We start from the raw sequence: 17,359 nt of genomic DNA, 5'->3' as shown, positions 1-17,359 counted from the left end.
AATAAGTAACTCACTATTCACAATCATTAGAGGTAAATATGAAAACTGCGATAGACCCAATTAAACAAGCTGCAAGTGAAACTGGATCCACCACAGCTTATCAAAAAAGAACGCTTTTTGCCTCTACAGTCGGCTATGCATTAGATGGTTTGGATATGATGATTTTAGGGGTCTGTTTTACCCTAATTCAAGCAACTTTTAATCTAACCAAAACCGATTTAGGAACATTAACTTCAGTAACATTATTAGGTGCTGTACTGGGCGGAATTCTTTTTGGAACCTTAGCAGACAAATATGGTCGTGTTAAAGTCTTTTCATGGACAATTATCATATTTTCTGTATTTACTGGGCTGTGTGCTATTTCACCAAATTATGAAAGCTTTTTAGTTTTCCGTTTTTTAAGTGGTCTTGGACTAGGTGGAGAATTTGGCATTGGCATGACGTTGGTGTCAGAAACATGGTCAAAGCATAAACGTTCAAGAGCGACATCGATTGTTGCGTTAGGATTTCAGTTAGGCATTATACTGGCAACCTTAACGGTAAATTTTGTAGGAGAAGCACACGGTTGGCGTTGGGCTTTTGCTGTCGGAGTACTTCCTGCTTTGTTTGTTGCCTGGACACGTAAAGGATTGAAAGAGCCTGAAATTTGGCAATCATTAAAAGATCAAAACAAAAATAAAATTGCATTAGGTAAACTATTTAAAAATGTCAAAACATCAGCAACCACGGTTGGTTTAACCATTGCTTGTGCCGTACAAAACTTTGGTTTTTATGGCATCATGACTTGGATGCCAACCATGATCGCAACCGAACGTGGTTTATCATTCAAAAATACGCTATTTTGGACGATATCCACCACAATTGGTATGTCATTAGGTATCTTAATTTTTGGTTGGCTATGTGACAAATTTGGACGCCGTCCTTCTTATATTGTCTTTCTATTAGTTTCAGCGTTATCTATCTGGTTTTACTTTCAACAAATCGATATGATCGTTTTGATTTTATTTGGTTCAGTCATTGGCTTTTTCGTAAACGGCATGATGGGGGGTTATGGGGCATTACTGGCCGAACATTATCCGACAGACGCTCGTTCAAGTGCTGAAAACATTATCTTTAATGTTGGACGAGGCATTGCTGGCGTATCACAAGTCTTAATTGCTTATTTAGCGACAGTTTATTCAATAAGCTACGCACTAGCGCTATTATCTGCGGCTTATCTATTATCGGCTGCTGCATTTATGTTTTTAATTCCAGAAACAAAAGGAAAAACGTTAGAATAATTTCTATTATTACAGGGCTTAACCCTGTAATAATACCGCCCAACATAGCAAAATATCATGTGGTACACAAAAGTGAATAGTTCAATGCAATGACAATTATTTTGAACAATCTGTTGATTTGACGTTAATGGATAACATTTTTTTATTATTCAAGTAATAATCATATCGAATACCATCCATGAATATTTCTTTAAAATGAGCAATACCTTTGTTATCAGAACAATAAAGCTCAAGAATCTCTGTGCGAGATGATTGTTCAAACTCTGGTGAGGTTAATTCTACTTCTTCAATATTTTTTATTTCGTATTTATATATAAACTGATCGTTGTCCTTTAAAACATCCACTAATGTAAAATTCTCATCATAAACAATAGGAAGTTGTTTTTTCATTGAATCAATAACTATACGTTGATTTTTTTCTTTATAGCTCCCACTATCACAACCAAATAGCGCCAAACTCCATACCAATAATGCAGATATTTTTTTATATTTCATGCTATTACCCATAAGTAAAATTAATATTATTTTGTTTTTTCCATTTTAAATAAAACAATTAATAAAAAAATAAAAAGTCCCTATATAATTTGAATGAGGATTTTAATTTATATGGTTAAAATTTTACAACATAAAATATATTCTTATTTTAATAGTAAGCGTCAATATCAATACACTGTGTTAATTAAACTTTAGGTAATAACCTGATCGTTATCTTCTATCATTAGAAAATCATCATTTAATTAACTAACATAAATACATCATTTTGAGTTGATAATCTTCATTTTTTAAAATGATATTTAGATTCACATCTTTCTCAATAAACAAAATAAAAAAAGGGCTATTAATAGCCCTTTTCACCTTAATCGATATTCTACAATTTACCATCACAATCACTTGGTTTTAAATTGAGTGTTAATGCGTTACTATTATTGATATAGTAATTATGTGTAGCACCTTCAGGGAAAGCAAGTCTTAATGCTTTCTTCATTAAATCTGTACTACAATAATCGGTGAGTAAATTATTTAATAATGTCTTTTGAGTATTCTCAACTTTTAAATCATCTGGCGTCACACCTTTGACATCATATTTATAATTAATTGTGTTGTTTTCTTTGGATACATCCACCAGCGAAGTATTCTGATCAATATTCATTGGTAATGTTTGTTTAATATTTTTAATCACCGCATCTTGTGCAAGATTATAGTTACCCTCTTTTAACTTATTCAATATATCGTTACTTTCTGCTTTTGCTTGTTCAAAATAATCTTGTGTTTTATCGCTGATATCTGCACCTGTTTGCTGTACTTTCTGTTTAATATCATCAACAGTCGATTTAGAATTATCACAGTTAACTAAAAAAACACCTAATAATGCAAGCGTGATTACTTTAAAAAATTTCATTTTTTTGCCTTTATTCTAAGTTAAGTTTTAACACTATTATGAACAATGCATAATAGAACGTGATTTAAGATGTCTAGCTTAAAAATTTTTTGTAATAAAAGAGCCTGAGCAGCTCTTTTATCACGATATAAACATGAGATTAGTTAGTATGCTCACCACCCGTTACACCATAAGTTTCTGCAGTGGTATAACTTGACTCTTCTGAAGCTAAATGTACATAAACCCCTGCAAGTTCAACCGGTTGACCTGCTCTTTTAAGTGGTGTTTCTTTACCAAATTCAGGAATTGCATCGCTGAGTTGTCCGCCACAAACTTGTAACGGCGTCCAAACCGGACCGGGTGCAACACTATTAGCACGAATACCTTTACTTGCTAATTGCTTAGCTAATGCTTTTGTAAAAGCGATAATTGCCGATTTAGTTGAAGCATAATCTAATAATGTTGGGCCTGGTTGGAAGGCTTGAACAGATGAAGTAGTAATAATTGTCGATCCTGGTTTTAAATAACCTAATGCCGCTTTAGTTACCCAAAATAGCGAAAAGACATTAATTTCGAACGTTTTGCGAATTTGCTCTGTAGTCAGATCCATAATATCAGCAACCGCAGTTTGTTTACCTGCAACCAATGTTAGATTATCTAACCCACCAAGTTTATGATGAGCTTCATCGACCATTTTTTTACAAAACGCTTCATCACTTAAATCGCCGGGTATCAATACGGCTTTACGTCCGGCAGCTTCAATAACTTTTGCCACATCTTCAGCATCTTTTTGCTCATCAGGATGATAATTGATCGCTACATCTGCCCCTTCTTTGGCATACGCGATTGCCGCTGCACGACCAATACCCGAATCGCCACCTGTGACCAACATTTTAAGACCTTCTAAACGTTGATGACCTTTATAGCTTTTTTCACCACAGTCAGGAATCGGATTCATCTCACATTGCAAACCGGGCGCTTTCTGTTTTTGTTTTGGAAATTTTTCATGATAATATTTGGTCGTTGGATTACAGGTTTGTTTACTCATAATTTTCTCCTAAGTTAAACACATACATGTTCATAAACGATAAATAACTTAAACAAAATCAATTAACAATGACAAAACCGTATAACTTGAAAAAAGTAGAAACGAATCAATTAACAATATTGATAAATAAGATGAATAGAGATAAAAAACTTAAATATTATTTTTAAAAATCATTAATCTGTGACGAACTGAATTCAAACATAATATTAACTGTGGCTGTCCATAAGTAACGGGGCGAGAATACAATTTATCAATCAACAAGAAGAAAATGCATAGAATTTGATAAACGATCTCAGTTTAACAAATAAACGTTTATTAAGCCAGTACACAACAAATTAATCTCAATATTGCAAAACTTAATGACCTATGATTGTTTGATTAAAAGGATAAATTATCAATAAACGATCATTTATCTGTCTGACAATCATCCGGATTAAGTTCAACAATAATGATCTCTTCATTATTGATGAAGTAATGATAGTGGGCGCCATTTGGAAACACATTTTTCAGTTCTTTCATTTGTGGCACATTTTGGCAATAATCATCAAGTAAATTACTTCGTAAAGTATCAAGCGTCGACGTTAATAATAGTGCCTGTTTTGGTGTGTTTTTTACGCGGTATTTATAATGGATAATATTATTGTCAGCAAAAACATCAAATAGCGTTGTCAATTCATCAATTTCAATCGGTAACTCGTTTTTAACCGCATTAATTTCTAAATTTTGAGAAGCGAGTAAATCATTATTAGGTTTTGTTAAACTGTCAGCAGAGGAATGATTTGACGCGGGCTTAGCATTATCACAATTCAGTAACACAAAACCAAAACTTATTAACACTATTATCTTTAATATGTTCATACATATTTCGCCTTTTTTTATTTTAAACGTGTATTTTTGATATTAAACAGGATAAATAAGCAGATAAAAACGATTAATGATTAACATTTATACACTAATCTTTGAAAAATGCCAATTAAAAACTCGTGTCATAATCAAATCTTTTTAGACATCAATCTTTATTATTTTAAAACTTCTTGCAATCGCAAAAGCAAGACTCTAAAAAAACCAAAAAAAACAGTTGAATTTTTTTCTAAAACGAGTATTTTGTTAAGAATACTTACTCAAAGAAGCAAAAAAATTTAAATAAAACGTATGAATTTTTCACTTATTATCGTCCTCATCAACATTCTTGTCAGCGTGGTCATTATTCCAGCGCGGGGGCGTTCTTTGAGTTAAAAAAGCTTCATAGTTAACCCAAAACCCCCGCCCCAAAAAGCGGGGGTTTTTTTATGAGCAATGCAAATACCTGAAAAAAAGAGCGAGGAATAAATGTTAGGAACACAGTGGATAGTAAAAACCTTAAAAGAAAAAGGCGTTACCACCGTATTTGGGTATCCTGGTGGACAAATTATGCCTCTGTATGATGCCCTTTATGATGGCGGTATCGAACACGTGTTATGTCGTCATGAACAAGGTGCAGCAATGGCTGCTATAGGTTACGCAAGGGCGACAGGCAAAACAGGGGTATGTATTGCCACATCGGGGCCGGGAGCAACCAATATTATCACGGGACTTGCAGATGCGTTGATTGATTCAGTTCCAATCGTTGCAATAACGGGGCAAGTACCTAATAACTTAATCGGTACTGATGCCTTTCAAGAAGTTGACGTATTAGGTTTGTCATTGGCGTGTACTAAACACAGTTATTTAATTGATGATGCGCATGACTTACCCAATATATTCGAGGAGGCATTTACCTTAGCCAACTCAGGCAGACCGGGACCAATATTGATTGACGTTCCGAAGGATATCCAGCTTGCCGACTTAGATTACCAACAATATTTAACCAACCACACTTCTCAAAGTTATCTCAACAAATCAAAATCCTTTGTTATCTCTTCTGATGATATAAAATTAACTAAAGCGATGATTCAAGATGCTAAAAAACCCATGCTTTATATTGGTGGTGGAGTTGGGCTTTCTGGCGCGATATCAGAATTAAGACAATTTATGGAAATGACTCAAATTCCGAGCGTTTCAACCTTAAAAGGATTAGGGGCTGCTGATATCAATAATCCCTATTATTTAGGATTAATTGGCATGCATGGTTCTAAAGCAGCGAACTTAGCCGTGCAAGAGTGTGATCTATTAATTGCGTTAGGGGTACGATTTGATGACCGTGTTACCGGAAACCTGAATGAATTTGCTCGCCATGCTAAAGTCATTCATATTGATATCGATCAGGCTGAAATTAATAAATTAAAGCAAACGCATTTAGGGTTACAAGGCGATATCAAACAAGTCTTACCTTTAATTCACCAAACCGTATCGATAGAAGATTGGCACAAAAGAATAGACCAATTACGAAAAGCGTATCCAACTCGTTATGATCATCCGGGTGAACCTATCTATGCCCCAGCGTTACTAAAAAGCCTTTCAGAACAAAAAACAGCTACCACAATTGTCACTACCGATGTTGGTCAACATCAAATGTGGACAGCTCAGCACATGCAATTTAACCACCCACAAAACTTTATTACTTCTAGTGGACTTGGCACAATGGGGTTTGGTTTACCAGCAGCCATTGGAGCACAACTAGCAAGACCAAATGATTGTGTGATTTGCATTTCTGGCGATGGCTCTTTTATGATGAATGTTCAAGAGCTGACCACAATTAAACGCAAAAAATTACCGATTAAGATTGTATTAATTGATAATCAACGTTTAGGCATGGTTAGACAATGGCAAGAACTCTTTTTCAATCAAAGATACAGCGAAACCAATTTATCTGACAATCCTGATTTTTTAATGCTGGCTAAAGCCTTCGATATCGACGGACAAAAAATTACCCAAAAATCAGAAATTCAAAGCGCCATCGATACGCTATTAAATTCAACAGGAGCCTATTTATTACATGTGTGTATCGATGAGCTTGAAAACGTGTGGCCTCTTGTTCCACCTGGTGCTGCCAATGAACATATGTTAGATAACAACAGTAAGGAGTAAAGGATGAGTAATAAAGAACAGCATCAATTTACTATCACCGCTTATGATAAATTAGGAACACTTGAGCGTATCTTACGGGTTATACGCCACCGTGGTGGTCACATAAAACAGATGCAAATGCAGACTAAAGATGATCAGATTCTATCATTATCTTTAGCATTAACAACAAAACGCCCTATTTCAGCACTACTTAATCAGATCGACAAATTGGTAGACGTGATATCGATTGAAATATAGTTATTTTCAATAATAAATCATGATGAAATAATAAGTTAAATTTATAAAAGTATACACTTTAGCAGTTAAACAAAATCGATAGTATAGTATAATGCTTGACCGTTTATTGTTGAAAGCACCGAGCTATATCTATGCTAAACAAAAGTAAAATTTAAGAGGAAATAAAAATGAGTTCTACAGCAAAATCGGATTATATTTGGTTCAATGGTGAAATGGTTCCATGGGCAGATGCTAAAATTCATGTCATGTCTCATGCTCTACATTATGGTACTTCAGTTTTTGAAGGAGTTCGTTGTTATAAAACTCATCAAGGCCCTGCTATTTTCCGTCATAGAGAACACGCACAACGATTGCTAAATTCAGCCAAAATATACCGTTTTCCTGTTCCTTACACGATTGAAGAAATCATGGAAGCAACGCGTCAAACTATCAAGAAAAATAACTTAGAAAGTGCCTATATTCGTCCTCTTGTATTTATTGGTGATGTCGGTATGGGCGTTAATCCCCCTGCTGGTTATCAAACTGATGTCATGATTGCCGCTTTCCCTTGGGGTGCCTATTTAGGTGAAGATGCATTAGATCAAGGAATTGATGCGATGGTTTCTTCATGGAATCGTGTCGCATCCAATACCATTCCAGCAGCAGCAAAAGCTGGGGGCAACTACTTATCATCATTATTAATTGGCTCAGAAGCTCGTGCTAATGGTTTCCAAGAAGGGATTGCATTAGATGTACATGGTCATCTGTCAGAAGGTGCGGGTGAAAATCTATTTATCATTAAAGACGGTGTACTATTCACCCCAGTATTATCTTGCTCTGCACTTCCTGGTATCACTCGTGATGCCGTATTAACGCTTGCTCGTGATTTGGGTATCGAAGTCCGTGAACAAATTTTATCGCGCGAATCACTCTATTTAGCTGACGAAGTCTTTATGACCGGTACCGCTGCCGAAATTACACCTGTACGAAGCGTTGACCGCATTCAAGTAGGTATTGGACGTTGTGGCCCAATCACTAAACAGATCCAACAAACATTCTTCGGGTTATTTAACGGTAAAACAGAAGATAAATATGGTTGGTTAGATATTATTAAATAATATCTCAAAAAATCCGCTAACTAATACGGCGGATAAATACTTTTTGTAATGCGATGTACATCAAAACATGATGGACTCATCAAAATGATAAACCGATTAAATCGGTCGCAAGTATAATAAGAACTTGGGAGCAACAAATGCCTAGATATCGTTCAGCTACCTCCGTTGAAGGCAGAAACATGGCAGGAGCGCGCGCTTTATGGCGTGCTACTGGCGTAAAAAATGAAGATTTTGGTAAACCTATTATCGCCGTCGTAAACTCATTTACTCAGTTTGTACCGGGACATGTCCACCTTAAAGACATAGGACAACTAGTGGCTAAACAGATTGAAGCATCAGGTGGTATTGCTAAAGAGTTTAATACCATTGCAGTAGATGACGGTATTGCAATGGGGCATGGTGGTATGCTTTATTCGTTACCTTCACGTGAACTTATTGCCGATTCTGTAGAATACATGGTCAATGCGCACTGTGCTGATGCGATGATCTGCATCTCCAACTGTGACAAAATCACCCCCGGTATGTTAATGGCATCACTCCGTTTAAATATCCCAACGGTTTTTGTCTCTGGTGGCCCTATGGAAGCTGGAAAAACCAAGCTTTCAGATCAAATCATCAAACTTGATCTTGTTGATGCCATGATTCAAAGCGCCAACCCCAATGTCAGTGACGCAGACAGTAAAGCGATTGAAGAATCAGCCTGTCCGACGTGTGGCTCATGTTCAGGCATGTTTACAGCGAATTCAATGAACTGCTTAACCGAAGCTTTAGGGCTTTCGTTACCCGGTAATGGATCACTCATTGCCACTCACAAGCAACGTGAACAACTCTTTTTAAAAGCGGCCAAACGCATAGTTGAAATTACCAAACGTTATTACGAACATGATGATGAATCTTATCTACCAAGAGCCATCGCCACCAAAGCAGCCTATGAAAATGCCATGTCACTCGATATTGCGATGGGAGGCTCGACCAATACCGTTTTACACTTGCTTGCAACAGCGCAAGAAGGCGAAATTGATTTTACGATGTCAGATATCGATCGACTATCTCGTCAAGTACCGCATCTGTGTAAAGTTGCGCCAAGTACAGCAAAATACCACATGGAAGATGTACACAGGGCGGGCGGTGTGGTATCCATCATGTCAGAACTTGACAAAGCAGGACTACTAAATCGCAATGTTCACAATGTGCTTGGACTGTCATTACAAGAAACCTTTGCACAATATGACATTACGCAAACCCAAGATGAAGAAGTAAAAAAAATGTATCGCAGTGGGCCGGCTGGGATTCGTACAACGAAAGCATTTTCACAAGATTGTTATTGGGACACACTGGATGACGATCGGGAAAATGGTTGTATTCGTGACAAAGCACATGCTTATAGCCAAGACGGCGGACTTGCCACACTCTATGGTAATGTTGCCCAAGATGGTGCTATCGTAAAAACAGCCAGTGTTGCCGCTGAAAACCTTGTGTTTAGAGGGCCTGCAAAAGTATTTGAAAGCCAAGAAGATGCAGTTGATGCCATTTTAGGTGGAAAAATAGTTGAAGGTGATGTCGTTGTGATCATCTATGAAGGCCCAAAAGGTGGGCCGGGAATGCAAGAAATGCTCTACCCTACCAGCTATTTAAAATCAATGGGACTTGGTAAAGCTTGTGCACTTATTACTGACGGTAGATTTTCAGGCGGATCATCAGGCTTATCCATTGGACATATTTCACCAGAAGCGGCTAACGGTGGCGTAATTGGTCTGGTACGTAATGGCGATATTATCGATATTGACATTCCTAATCGAAAATTAGTTTTAGATGTGCCTGAAGATGAACTAGAACGTCGTCGGGTGGCAGAGCTTACTCGTGGCGACAAAGCATTTACCCCTCATAATCGTGACCGCTATGTGTCGTTTGCCCTAAAAGCTTACGCAAGTTTAGCGACCAGTGCTGATAAAGGTGCAGTCCGCGATAAAAGTAAACTAGGTGGCTAAAAGTGAAACAACAAACAATACTGACTGGTGCTGATTATTTAAAAGCAACGCTTTGCAGTGCCGTATATGATGTGGCGCAAGTCACACCGCTGGAAAAAATGGATAAACTATCTGCCAGACTAAATAATCAGATATTTGTCAAACGTGAAGATCGTCAGCTAGTGCACAGTTTTAAAATTCGAGGTGCACAAGCGATGATCGCCAGCCTTTCCCCAGAAGAGCGACAATGTGGCGTTATTGCTGCTTCAGCTGGAAACCACGCACAAGGTGTGGCATTTTCAGCGAGCAAATTAGGTATAAAATCGCTCATTGTTATGCCGTTAACGACAGCGGACATCAAAGTAGAAGCAGTAAAAGGATTCGGTGGTGAAGTTTTACTTTATGGTGCGAATTTTGACGAAGCCAAAGCCAAAGCCTTAGAATTAGCCAAAGAACAACGACGCATTTTTATTCCCCCTTTTGATCACCCACTGGTGATTGCCGGACAAGGCAGTATTGCCATGGAACTGTTGCAACAAAATGCCAAACTCGATCGCATATTTGTCCCCGTTGGCGGTGGTGGGCTTGCAGCTGGTGTTGCTGTACTAATTAAACAAATTATGCCATCGATTAAAGTCATTGCAGTTGAACCTGAAGATGCTGCCTGTTTAAAAGCCGCCTTAGATGCAGGTCACCCAGTTGATTTAAATCGAGTAGGTTTATTTGCTGAAGGGGTTGCCGTTAAACGAATCGGTGATGAAACATTCAGACTTTGCCAACAATATATCGATGATATTATTACTGTTGATAGCGATGAAATTTGTGCGGCTGTCAAAGATTTATTTGATGATGTTCGTGCCATTGCAGAACCATCGGGTGCGGTCGCACTGGCGGGACTGAAAAAATACGTTGAAAAACACAATATTCAAGGTGAAAACCTTGCTCATATCTTATCGGGAGCTAATTTAAACTTCCATAATTTACGTTATGTGTCAGAACGCTGTGAATTAGGTGAAAAACGAGAAGTCTTAATCGCCGTGACGATTCCAGAGAAAAAAGGCAGTTTCCTAAAATTTTGTCAGATCTTGGGTGGGCGTTCAGTCACCGAATTTAATTACCGCTATCATGATGAAGAATCGGCATGCATTTTTGTGGGTGTTAAAATCACTAAAAATAGTGAAAAAGATGACATCATGCAACAACTCACTTCAGCCGGTTATCCCGTGGTTGATCTGACTGATGATGAAATGGCTAAATTGCATGTTCGCTATATGATTGGTGGCAAGCCTTGTCAGCCAATTCAAGAACAAATTTACAGCTTTGAATTCCCAGAATCGCAAGGGGCATTACTCAAATTCTTACAAACACTTGGTACTAACTGGAATATCTCAATGTTCCATTACCGAAGTCATGGGACTGATTATGGTCGCGTTCTTGCTGCATTTGAAATTGATCAAACCAATAGTCATGATTTTGGTAAACACTTAACCGAATTAGGTTATGGTTTCCATAACGAAACCGAAAATCCATCGTTAAAACTTTTTTTAACCAATTCGCATTAAATAAAGGAAGACTATTCACTTTTACGGGCGTTAATTAAAGTGGATAGTCTCTAAATCCTAACCAAATAGTTTAAACTTTTAAAAAAAATAGATAGATTAACCATGATTAAATTAGCAACAATTGGAACCAATTGGATCACTGAAAAATTCATTGATGCGGCATTACAAACTAAACAATATCAATTAACCGCTATCTATTCCCGTGATATCGATAAAGCCAATGAACTGGCAAAAAAATACCAAGTTAATACGGTATTTGATAAGCTCACCGAGCTTGCTCAATATGCCAATGTCGACGTTGTTTACATTGCCAGCCCAAACTCACTGCATTTTGAACAAGCCAAATTGATGTTGGAAAATAATAAAGACGTAATATGTGAAAAACCATTAACCTCGAATTTGATGGAAACTCAAACATTAATTAACATTGCCAAACAACATAAAAAACTCATTTTTGAGGCTCTTAAAACCGTTTATTTGCCCAATTATCAATTAATTCGGGATTATCTTCCAAAGTTAGGAAAAATTCGCAAAGCACTACTCAACTACTGTCAATATTCCAGCCGTTACGAAAGTTATTTGAATGGCAATAATCCCAACACGTTTAATCCCACCTTTTCAAATGGTTCCATAATGGATATTGGAGTTTACCCACTCAATTTTGGACTAGGATTATGGGGATATCCCAATAAAATTAATGCCAGTGCGATAAAACTTGAGTCAGGTGTCGATGCGCATGGCAGTGTCTTACTTAATTATGGCGATTTTGATGTCATCATTTGGCATTCAAAAGTCAGTAACTCTTATCTTCCTAGTGAAATTCAAGGCGAAAATGGCTCACTTATTATTGAAAATCTTGCCACTTGTGAGCGCATTATTTATCAACCAAGAATCGGTGAAAAAAAAGAAATCACCCTTACACAACACAATAATGATATGTATTACGAAGCAGAAGAATTCGCTAAGCTATATCAACAACGCAACGTAGATCATAACGGTTTAGCCTATTCGATACTATCATCAACAATCTTGACTGAAATCAGAAAGCAAACAAGTGTGGTGTTTCCTGCCGATCAACATTAAAGATCTTTAGAATATACAAAATGAAATAATAAGTTGCCAAACCTTTGTAGCAGAACGCTAACTAATATTAGCGTTCTGGGTGATATATCCGTTGACTGAGTATAAAACAACTATCCGACCAAACACGCTTATTTAATATGTGCAATATAACCCTTAATAATCTCGACACTATTTTTAAATAACTGCTTTTCATTATCTGAAAAATCTAACTCAATAATTTTTTTGATACCATGCTGATCTAAAATCGCAGGCACACCTATTGCCACATCTTGATAACCATACTCCCCATGTAAAATACAACTTAATGCTAACGCACGATGGCTGTTAGTAAAAATATGCTGACAAATTTCAGTAATCGTACTGGCGATACCATATTCAGTGCAATGCTTAAATTTAGCAATTTCAAAACCTTTATTCTTCGCTTTGCTGCCAATATCATTAAAATCGATTCTATTTTTTTCGAGATGATTAAGGTTAATGCCATAAACCGATGAATGCGACCAAACGGGAAATTGTGAATCGCCATGCTCGCCAACAATAAACGCATCGATACTTTGTGGACCAATATCCATTTGTTCCCCCAATAAACGACGTAATCTTACTGTATCAAGCCAAACCCCAGTACCAATTATCCGATGACGGGGTAAACCTGATAATTGCCAAACTTGGTAAGTAATCGCATCACAAGGGTTAGTCGCCACTAAAAAAATCCCTTTAAAACCATTTTTCATCATATCGGGCACAATTGTTGCAACAATTTTTGACGTACCTGCTAGCTCCTCTGCTCGGCTTTTTTGCGCTAATCCCGAAGTAACCGTAATAATCGCAATATCAATATCAGCACAATCGGTGGCATCACGTAAACTGACTTTAATCATGTTTTGCCGATAAGCAGCCGCATCTAATAAATCCTGAGCATGACCATAAGCCCGATCTTTATTTACATCAACCAGTACAATTTCTTCACAAATACCACGATTAACCAAGGTATAAGCCGTCGTGGATCCCACATTCCCTACTCCAATAATCATGACTTTACGTAGTTTCATAATAAACTCCAATTATTTGAAAAATGAAAAATGAAAAATGAAATAAAATCAATAGAAATACAGATACGAAAGGGTTTGTTATCACAGCGTTAGTATTGCATATTTTTGTGTAAACGGGGAATCGTTTTCTTATGTTAATAGAGGCAAAACAATTTATTATTTTGTATATAATAAATAATGGTGTTTCAATATTTTCAGTTAAAGCAACGGCTTACTTTTATATATTATATCATCATCTCGGTAAATTGTGACATTGACTATTTGCCCTCAGACGCCATCATCCTAACCTCTGTCTCGGTTTTATTTATTTGTTTACTTAAGGTTTTTAGAATGCTCGGTATTTCGTTAAAAACGGTCATTGCTTCAATACCATCGAGCTTAGCTTTCATCTGCGCCTTGATTAATGCGTTTGTGGCTGATTCTGTGCTGATCGCACTAGTTTCATTGATTGTCATTAAATTTGACAGGGTGTCGATATAGGATAGCGTACCCTGAGTGCTGTATCCTAATTCAGTCATTGAGTTAGATAGGCGTATATACAGCTCGGCTGATTCCTCAATTTTGCGCCCGTGTTTTGTATGCGATCCTCTAATTCATTCCAGCCCTGAGCATAGGATAAAACTGCGTTTGAAACCAGAGCAGCTGACACCGCTCTAGCTATAAAACTCAACTTACCATTGTTCCAACTAATGAATTTACGCTCTTATCAGTTCTATTAGCCCTCTCCTGAGCACGCTGATTAAAATTTGACACATGTTTATCGGCTGTTAATAAACCGCCTCTTTTTTAGCATCAATGGTGTACCTGCATCAAATGACATGAAAACCTCTTATAAAATTTTAGACAATAAAAAACCCGCCAGAGCGGGTTGGATGTATTGATTGGCTATATATTATCTTGGATCTAATGCTATTTTTTTTGTGTTTATATCAAGCTCTTCTAGTTCTTCATCCCATAAATTGTTATCTTTAAGCTTTTGCTTTATATCTGAATAATAAGGATCGTTATGAAGAACATTTGACGTTGTAGCAGAAAAAGCCTTACCAGCTGAACATGCAGATAATAATCCTTTAATTTCATTACGGGCTTTATAATCTACAGAGCCATGATATAAACATTCTAATGTTTCCTTAACGAGATTGCATAAATTGAATCTGGAATCAATTAATCTTTCTTTATCGTTCAAGTTAAGGGCATCAATTGTTAACCGCCCCATGTCTGAATTAGATTTAGGATATAATCTAGCTGCCTCAACACAGAGATGCTCTTTGGGTTCGTCTTTGCTAGGATTAATGATTGGCTCTTTTCCTGTATCGTGGTTCCCTTTGTTACCATTGCATTTTTTACAAGATGGTAATAAATTATCCCAACATACTACTTCTGATTTATAGAGACTTTTAGGATGAAAGTGTTCAACTTCCATATAGGAATCTTCTATTTGTAATTCAGTTTCACAATAAGCACATTTATAGTTAGACAGCTTGAGTAAAGCTTCTTTTATTTTGTCTTTATTCCAAACAGAAGCGCCTGTATTTATAAACTCCTCAGTCAATTGTTTGACTTTGTCATCTGATAAATACGCTGGGCACGGCGTTCTGTTTAACTTTATCATTTGTATCGTCCGTTAAGCATATCTAATTGAAAGCGAGACAATGCAAGGTCGGTGCTACTCGGGTGTAGTTTTAATCTAAGTTCATTAAATATTTTGTTTGCATTTAAAACATCATTCGCATCTAAAGCGTTATCAAATTCTTTTTGCTTGCTTCTGAACCATTCTGTTCTTGTATCTCTCATACCCATTACATCAGTAAGGATTTCTTCAACAGTCCAACCTTTAAAGCCATATGGTGCAATATCTAAGGTTCTTTTTTCTAAATGACCATTTTTTCTTGATAAAGCTATAACTTCATTTGCTTCAGCGGTTTGAATAACATGAGGGCTATGAGTACTGATGATAAACTGAATATTAGGAAATAAAGTGGTTAACGCATTGCAAATTTTACCTTGCCATTCTGGATGAAGATGTAACTCTATTTCGTCGATTAGCACCACACCATTAAAATCTTTTACAAAAATGTCTGGGAAACGGACTTGAACTTCTCTAATAATTCCCCACACAATAGTTATGCACGTTTTAAATCCTGAGGATAAGTATTCATAAGGAATAATTCCCGTTGGGGTATTAATATAAATTTCCATATCTTGTTTAAGTGCAGAAAAGGAATAGGATTTATTTAAAATACCAAATGCTTTTTTAGCTAATTCTATTGAATTTTTATCATTATCATTAGTATATGGTTGAGAAGATAATAATTCGTTTTTGATAAACCAATCCTTCGCTAATTGAATTGACACACCATCTAAGTTTTTTAAATGGTTTTCTACTTCATCATATATTTCTAGACTTGATATCCATTTATGTGAAAATAATCTTTCAGTTTTAAAATATATCAGATTAGAATAATTACTATCAAAATTAGCTAATAATTTTGAGCGAAAATCATAAGGGTTTTGGTTGTAATCTCTTGGTTCAAAAGATTCAATTAAACAGGTATATGGTTCAATTCGATTAAAATCGCATACTATAGTTATATATCCGTTTACACAATTTGATTTTCTCTTTAAAATAAAATTTGAAAGTTGCGAAAAACAATGAGCTATTGAATCCAAAATATTTGTTTTACCAATACCATTTTCACCACAGATAATGTTCAATTTTGGGTCAAATTTTTCAATTGATAAACTTGATATACCACCAACATTTTCTATTTTGAGTGACTCAATTTTCATTGCATTATCCTGTTTATTTTTATCGTCAAAATAATAGCATAATATTTCAATAAGTTGATCATTAAATGTTCTCTTAAACGTAGTAATTTTTTCATATTATTTATATGCCAATAAAAGGCTAGCTGTTAATCCTACAACCGAATCCGCATAAGCCATTGCAGAATCGTAATCATCGGTTTATCTATGTGTATACAGGGAACACATTCCCAACAAGATGACGTATTTATGCGTGTGCGGTTTATCCCTGTGTATACAGGGAACACGTATTTCACCTGTAACTAGATTGGCTGTTTTCACGGTTTATCCCTGTGTATACAGGTAACACCTGAAATTTAGGCATTAATAACCCGTAGTTATCGGTTTATCCCTGTGTATACAGGGAACACGTTAGCGTCATTACTATTCGTCTTCCAATTTTGCGGTTTATCCCTGTGTATACAGGGAACACATCTGAAAACCAATCTATGTCGCCTAACGCATCGGTTTATCTCTGTGTATACAGGGAACACAGCGTGACGTTCAGATTGGATTGTGTATGCTGCGGTTTATCCCTGTGTATACAGGGAACACACTAATTGAAGGCGATTTAATTGTTCAGCCCGCGGTTTATCCCTGTGTATACAGGGAACACGGCGTTATAGTATAAATTTTATCTGATTTGTAAGGTTTATCCCTGTGTATACAGGGAACACCGATAGGTTGGATACCGATGTTTTTAAAATCCCGGTTTATCCCTGTGTATACAGGGAACACATGATAATGCTACAAAACTATTCCATGATGTGGTTTATCCCTGTGTATACAGGGAACACAACCTCTAATTCGTATTGACGATCAACCGGCACGGTTTATCCCTGTGTAT

15 protein-coding genes and 1 CRISPR repeat array are annotated in these 17,359 nt (G+C 36.5%); of the genes, 7 read left to right on the top strand and 8 right to left on the bottom strand.

Going from position 1 to position 17,359, the window contains the following annotated elements:
* Positions 1-38 precede the first annotated feature (38 nt).
* A complete protein-coding gene (locus tag ACGH6R_RS06300) occupies positions 39-1,280 on the top strand; it encodes an MFS transporter (protein WP_411599190.1) in 1,242 nt (413 codons plus the stop codon).
* A 96-nt stretch (positions 1,281-1,376) separates the two neighbouring features.
* Here ACGH6R_RS06300 and ACGH6R_RS06295 read toward each other — a convergent pair whose 3' ends face one another.
* From ACGH6R_RS06295 to ACGH6R_RS06280, 4 genes are all read right to left on the bottom strand, one after another.
* Positions 1,377-1,775 carry a hypothetical protein gene (locus ACGH6R_RS06295; RefSeq protein WP_411599189.1) on the bottom strand — a complete coding sequence of 133 codons (399 nt, stop codon included), beginning with the start codon at positions 1,773-1,775 and terminating at the stop codon, positions 1,377-1,379.
* A gap of 373 nt (positions 1,776-2,148) precedes the next feature.
* Entirely contained in the window at positions 2,149-2,679 is a 531-nt protein-coding gene (locus ACGH6R_RS06290) for a hypothetical protein (RefSeq protein ID WP_267351045.1), read from the bottom strand.
* Positions 2,680-2,818: 139 nt separating this feature from the next.
* Positions 2,819-3,706 (bottom strand): SDR family oxidoreductase, encoded by an 888-nt coding sequence (locus tag ACGH6R_RS06285; protein ID WP_267351044.1) that lies wholly within the window; start codon positions 3,704-3,706, stop codon positions 2,819-2,821.
* 405 nt (positions 3,707-4,111) lie between these two features.
* Positions 4,112-4,564: a hypothetical protein gene (locus ACGH6R_RS06280; RefSeq protein ID WP_411599188.1), complete on the bottom strand. Its 453-nt coding sequence runs from the start codon at positions 4,562-4,564 to the stop codon at positions 4,112-4,114.
* A 471-nt stretch (positions 4,565-5,035) separates the two neighbouring features.
* On the opposite strand from ACGH6R_RS06280, the gene ilvG reads away from it, so the two are divergent.
* From ilvG to ACGH6R_RS06250, 6 genes are all read left to right on the top strand, one after another.
* Positions 5,036-6,712 carry an acetolactate synthase 2 catalytic subunit gene (gene ilvG / locus ACGH6R_RS06275; protein WP_411599187.1) on the top strand — a complete coding sequence of 559 codons (1,677 nt, stop codon included), beginning with the start codon at positions 5,036-5,038 and terminating at the stop codon, positions 6,710-6,712.
* A 3-nt stretch (positions 6,713-6,715) separates the two neighbouring features.
* Positions 6,716-6,949 (top strand): acetolactate synthase 2 small subunit, encoded by a 234-nt coding sequence (gene ilvM, locus ACGH6R_RS06270; protein ID WP_267351038.1) that lies wholly within the window; start codon positions 6,716-6,718, stop codon positions 6,947-6,949.
* A gap of 167 nt (positions 6,950-7,116) precedes the next feature.
* On the top strand, positions 7,117-8,046 hold the full coding sequence (locus ACGH6R_RS06265; protein ID WP_411597118.1) for a branched-chain amino acid transaminase: 930 nt from the start codon (positions 7,117-7,119) through the stop codon (positions 8,044-8,046).
* A gap of 137 nt (positions 8,047-8,183) precedes the next feature.
* The gene (gene ilvD, locus ACGH6R_RS06260) at positions 8,184-10,034 is read left to right on the top strand and encodes a dihydroxy-acid dehydratase (protein ID WP_411599186.1); all 1,851 of its coding nucleotides are present in this window, start codon (positions 8,184-8,186) and stop codon (positions 10,032-10,034) included.
* 2 nt (positions 10,035-10,036) lie between these two features.
* Positions 10,037-11,575 carry a threonine ammonia-lyase, biosynthetic gene (gene ilvA / locus ACGH6R_RS06255; RefSeq protein ID WP_411599185.1) on the top strand — a complete coding sequence of 513 codons (1,539 nt, stop codon included), beginning with the start codon at positions 10,037-10,039 and terminating at the stop codon, positions 11,573-11,575.
* A 102-nt stretch (positions 11,576-11,677) separates the two neighbouring features.
* Positions 11,678-12,658, top strand: a complete 981-nt coding sequence (locus tag ACGH6R_RS06250) for a Gfo/Idh/MocA family protein (RefSeq protein ID WP_411599184.1) — start codon at positions 11,678-11,680, stop codon at positions 12,656-12,658.
* Positions 12,659-12,786: 128 nt separating this feature from the next.
* Here the strand turns inward: ACGH6R_RS06250 and ACGH6R_RS06245 are convergent, their stop codons facing one another.
* From ACGH6R_RS06245 to ACGH6R_RS06230, 4 genes are all read right to left on the bottom strand, one after another.
* Positions 12,787-13,707: an L-lactate dehydrogenase gene (locus ACGH6R_RS06245; RefSeq protein ID WP_411599183.1), complete on the bottom strand. Its 921-nt coding sequence runs from the start codon at positions 13,705-13,707 to the stop codon at positions 12,787-12,789.
* A gap of 257 nt (positions 13,708-13,964) precedes the next feature.
* Positions 13,965-14,300 carry a tape measure protein gene (locus ACGH6R_RS06240; protein ID WP_411599246.1) on the bottom strand — a complete coding sequence of 112 codons (336 nt, stop codon included), beginning with the start codon at positions 14,298-14,300 and terminating at the stop codon, positions 13,965-13,967.
* A gap of 299 nt (positions 14,301-14,599) precedes the next feature.
* Entirely contained in the window at positions 14,600-15,319 is a 720-nt protein-coding gene (locus ACGH6R_RS06235; protein ID WP_411599182.1) for an HNH endonuclease, read from the bottom strand.
* Positions 15,316-16,497, bottom strand: coding sequence for an AAA family ATPase (locus tag ACGH6R_RS06230; protein WP_411599181.1), 1,182 nt, complete (start codon positions 16,495-16,497; stop codon positions 15,316-15,318). The genes ACGH6R_RS06235 and ACGH6R_RS06230 overlap by 4 nt, the downstream gene beginning before the upstream one ends.
* 173 nt (positions 16,498-16,670) lie before the next feature.
* A CRISPR array of direct repeats spans positions 16,671-17,309; the repeat unit is 29 nt; unit sequence CGGTTTATCCCTGTGTATACAGGGAACAC.
* Positions 17,310-17,359 lie beyond the last annotated feature (50 nt).

The sequence above is a fragment of the Gilliamella sp. CG13 genome (assembly GCF_046635805.1).
Lineage (GTDB): Bacteria > Pseudomonadota > Gammaproteobacteria > Enterobacterales > Orbaceae > Gilliamella > Gilliamella apicola_I.
This window is presented reverse-complemented; position numbering and strand designations above follow the sequence as displayed.

Excerpts from the sequence above, each read along its gene's own strand:
- ACGH6R_RS06235 (WP_411599182.1), bottom strand. The coding sequence starts at position 15,319 with ATGATAAAGTTAAACAGAACGCCGTGCCCAGCGTATTTATCAGATGAC.
- ACGH6R_RS06280 (WP_411599188.1), bottom strand. The coding sequence starts at position 4,564 with ATGAACATATTAAAGATAATAGTGTTAATAAGTTTTGGTTTTGTGTTA.
- ACGH6R_RS06265 (WP_411597118.1), top strand. The coding sequence starts at position 7,117 with ATGAGTTCTACAGCAAAATCGGATTATATTTGGTTCAATGGTGAAATG.
- ilvM (WP_267351038.1), top strand. The coding sequence starts at position 6,716 with ATGAGTAATAAAGAACAGCATCAATTTACTATCACCGCTTATGATAAA.
- ACGH6R_RS06245 (WP_411599183.1), bottom strand. The coding sequence starts at position 13,707 with ATGAAACTACGTAAAGTCATGATTATTGGAGTAGGGAATGTGGGATCC.
- ACGH6R_RS06295 (WP_411599189.1), bottom strand. The coding sequence starts at position 1,775 with ATGAAATATAAAAAAATATCTGCATTATTGGTATGGAGTTTGGCGCTA.
- ilvG (WP_411599187.1), top strand. The coding sequence starts at position 5,036 with ATGTTAGGAACACAGTGGATAGTAAAAACCTTAAAAGAAAAAGGCGTT.
- ACGH6R_RS06285 (WP_267351044.1), bottom strand. The coding sequence starts at position 3,706 with ATGAGTAAACAAACCTGTAATCCAACGACCAAATATTATCATGAAAAA.
- ilvD (WP_411599186.1), top strand. The coding sequence starts at position 8,184 with ATGCCTAGATATCGTTCAGCTACCTCCGTTGAAGGCAGAAACATGGCA.
- ACGH6R_RS06290 (WP_267351045.1), bottom strand. The coding sequence starts at position 2,679 with ATGAAATTTTTTAAAGTAATCACGCTTGCATTATTAGGTGTTTTTTTA.
- ACGH6R_RS06300 (WP_411599190.1), top strand. The coding sequence starts at position 39 with ATGAAAACTGCGATAGACCCAATTAAACAAGCTGCAAGTGAAACTGGA.
- ACGH6R_RS06230 (WP_411599181.1), bottom strand. The coding sequence starts at position 16,497 with ATGAAAATTGAGTCACTCAAAATAGAAAATGTTGGTGGTATATCAAGT.
- ACGH6R_RS06250 (WP_411599184.1), top strand. The coding sequence starts at position 11,678 with ATGATTAAATTAGCAACAATTGGAACCAATTGGATCACTGAAAAATTC.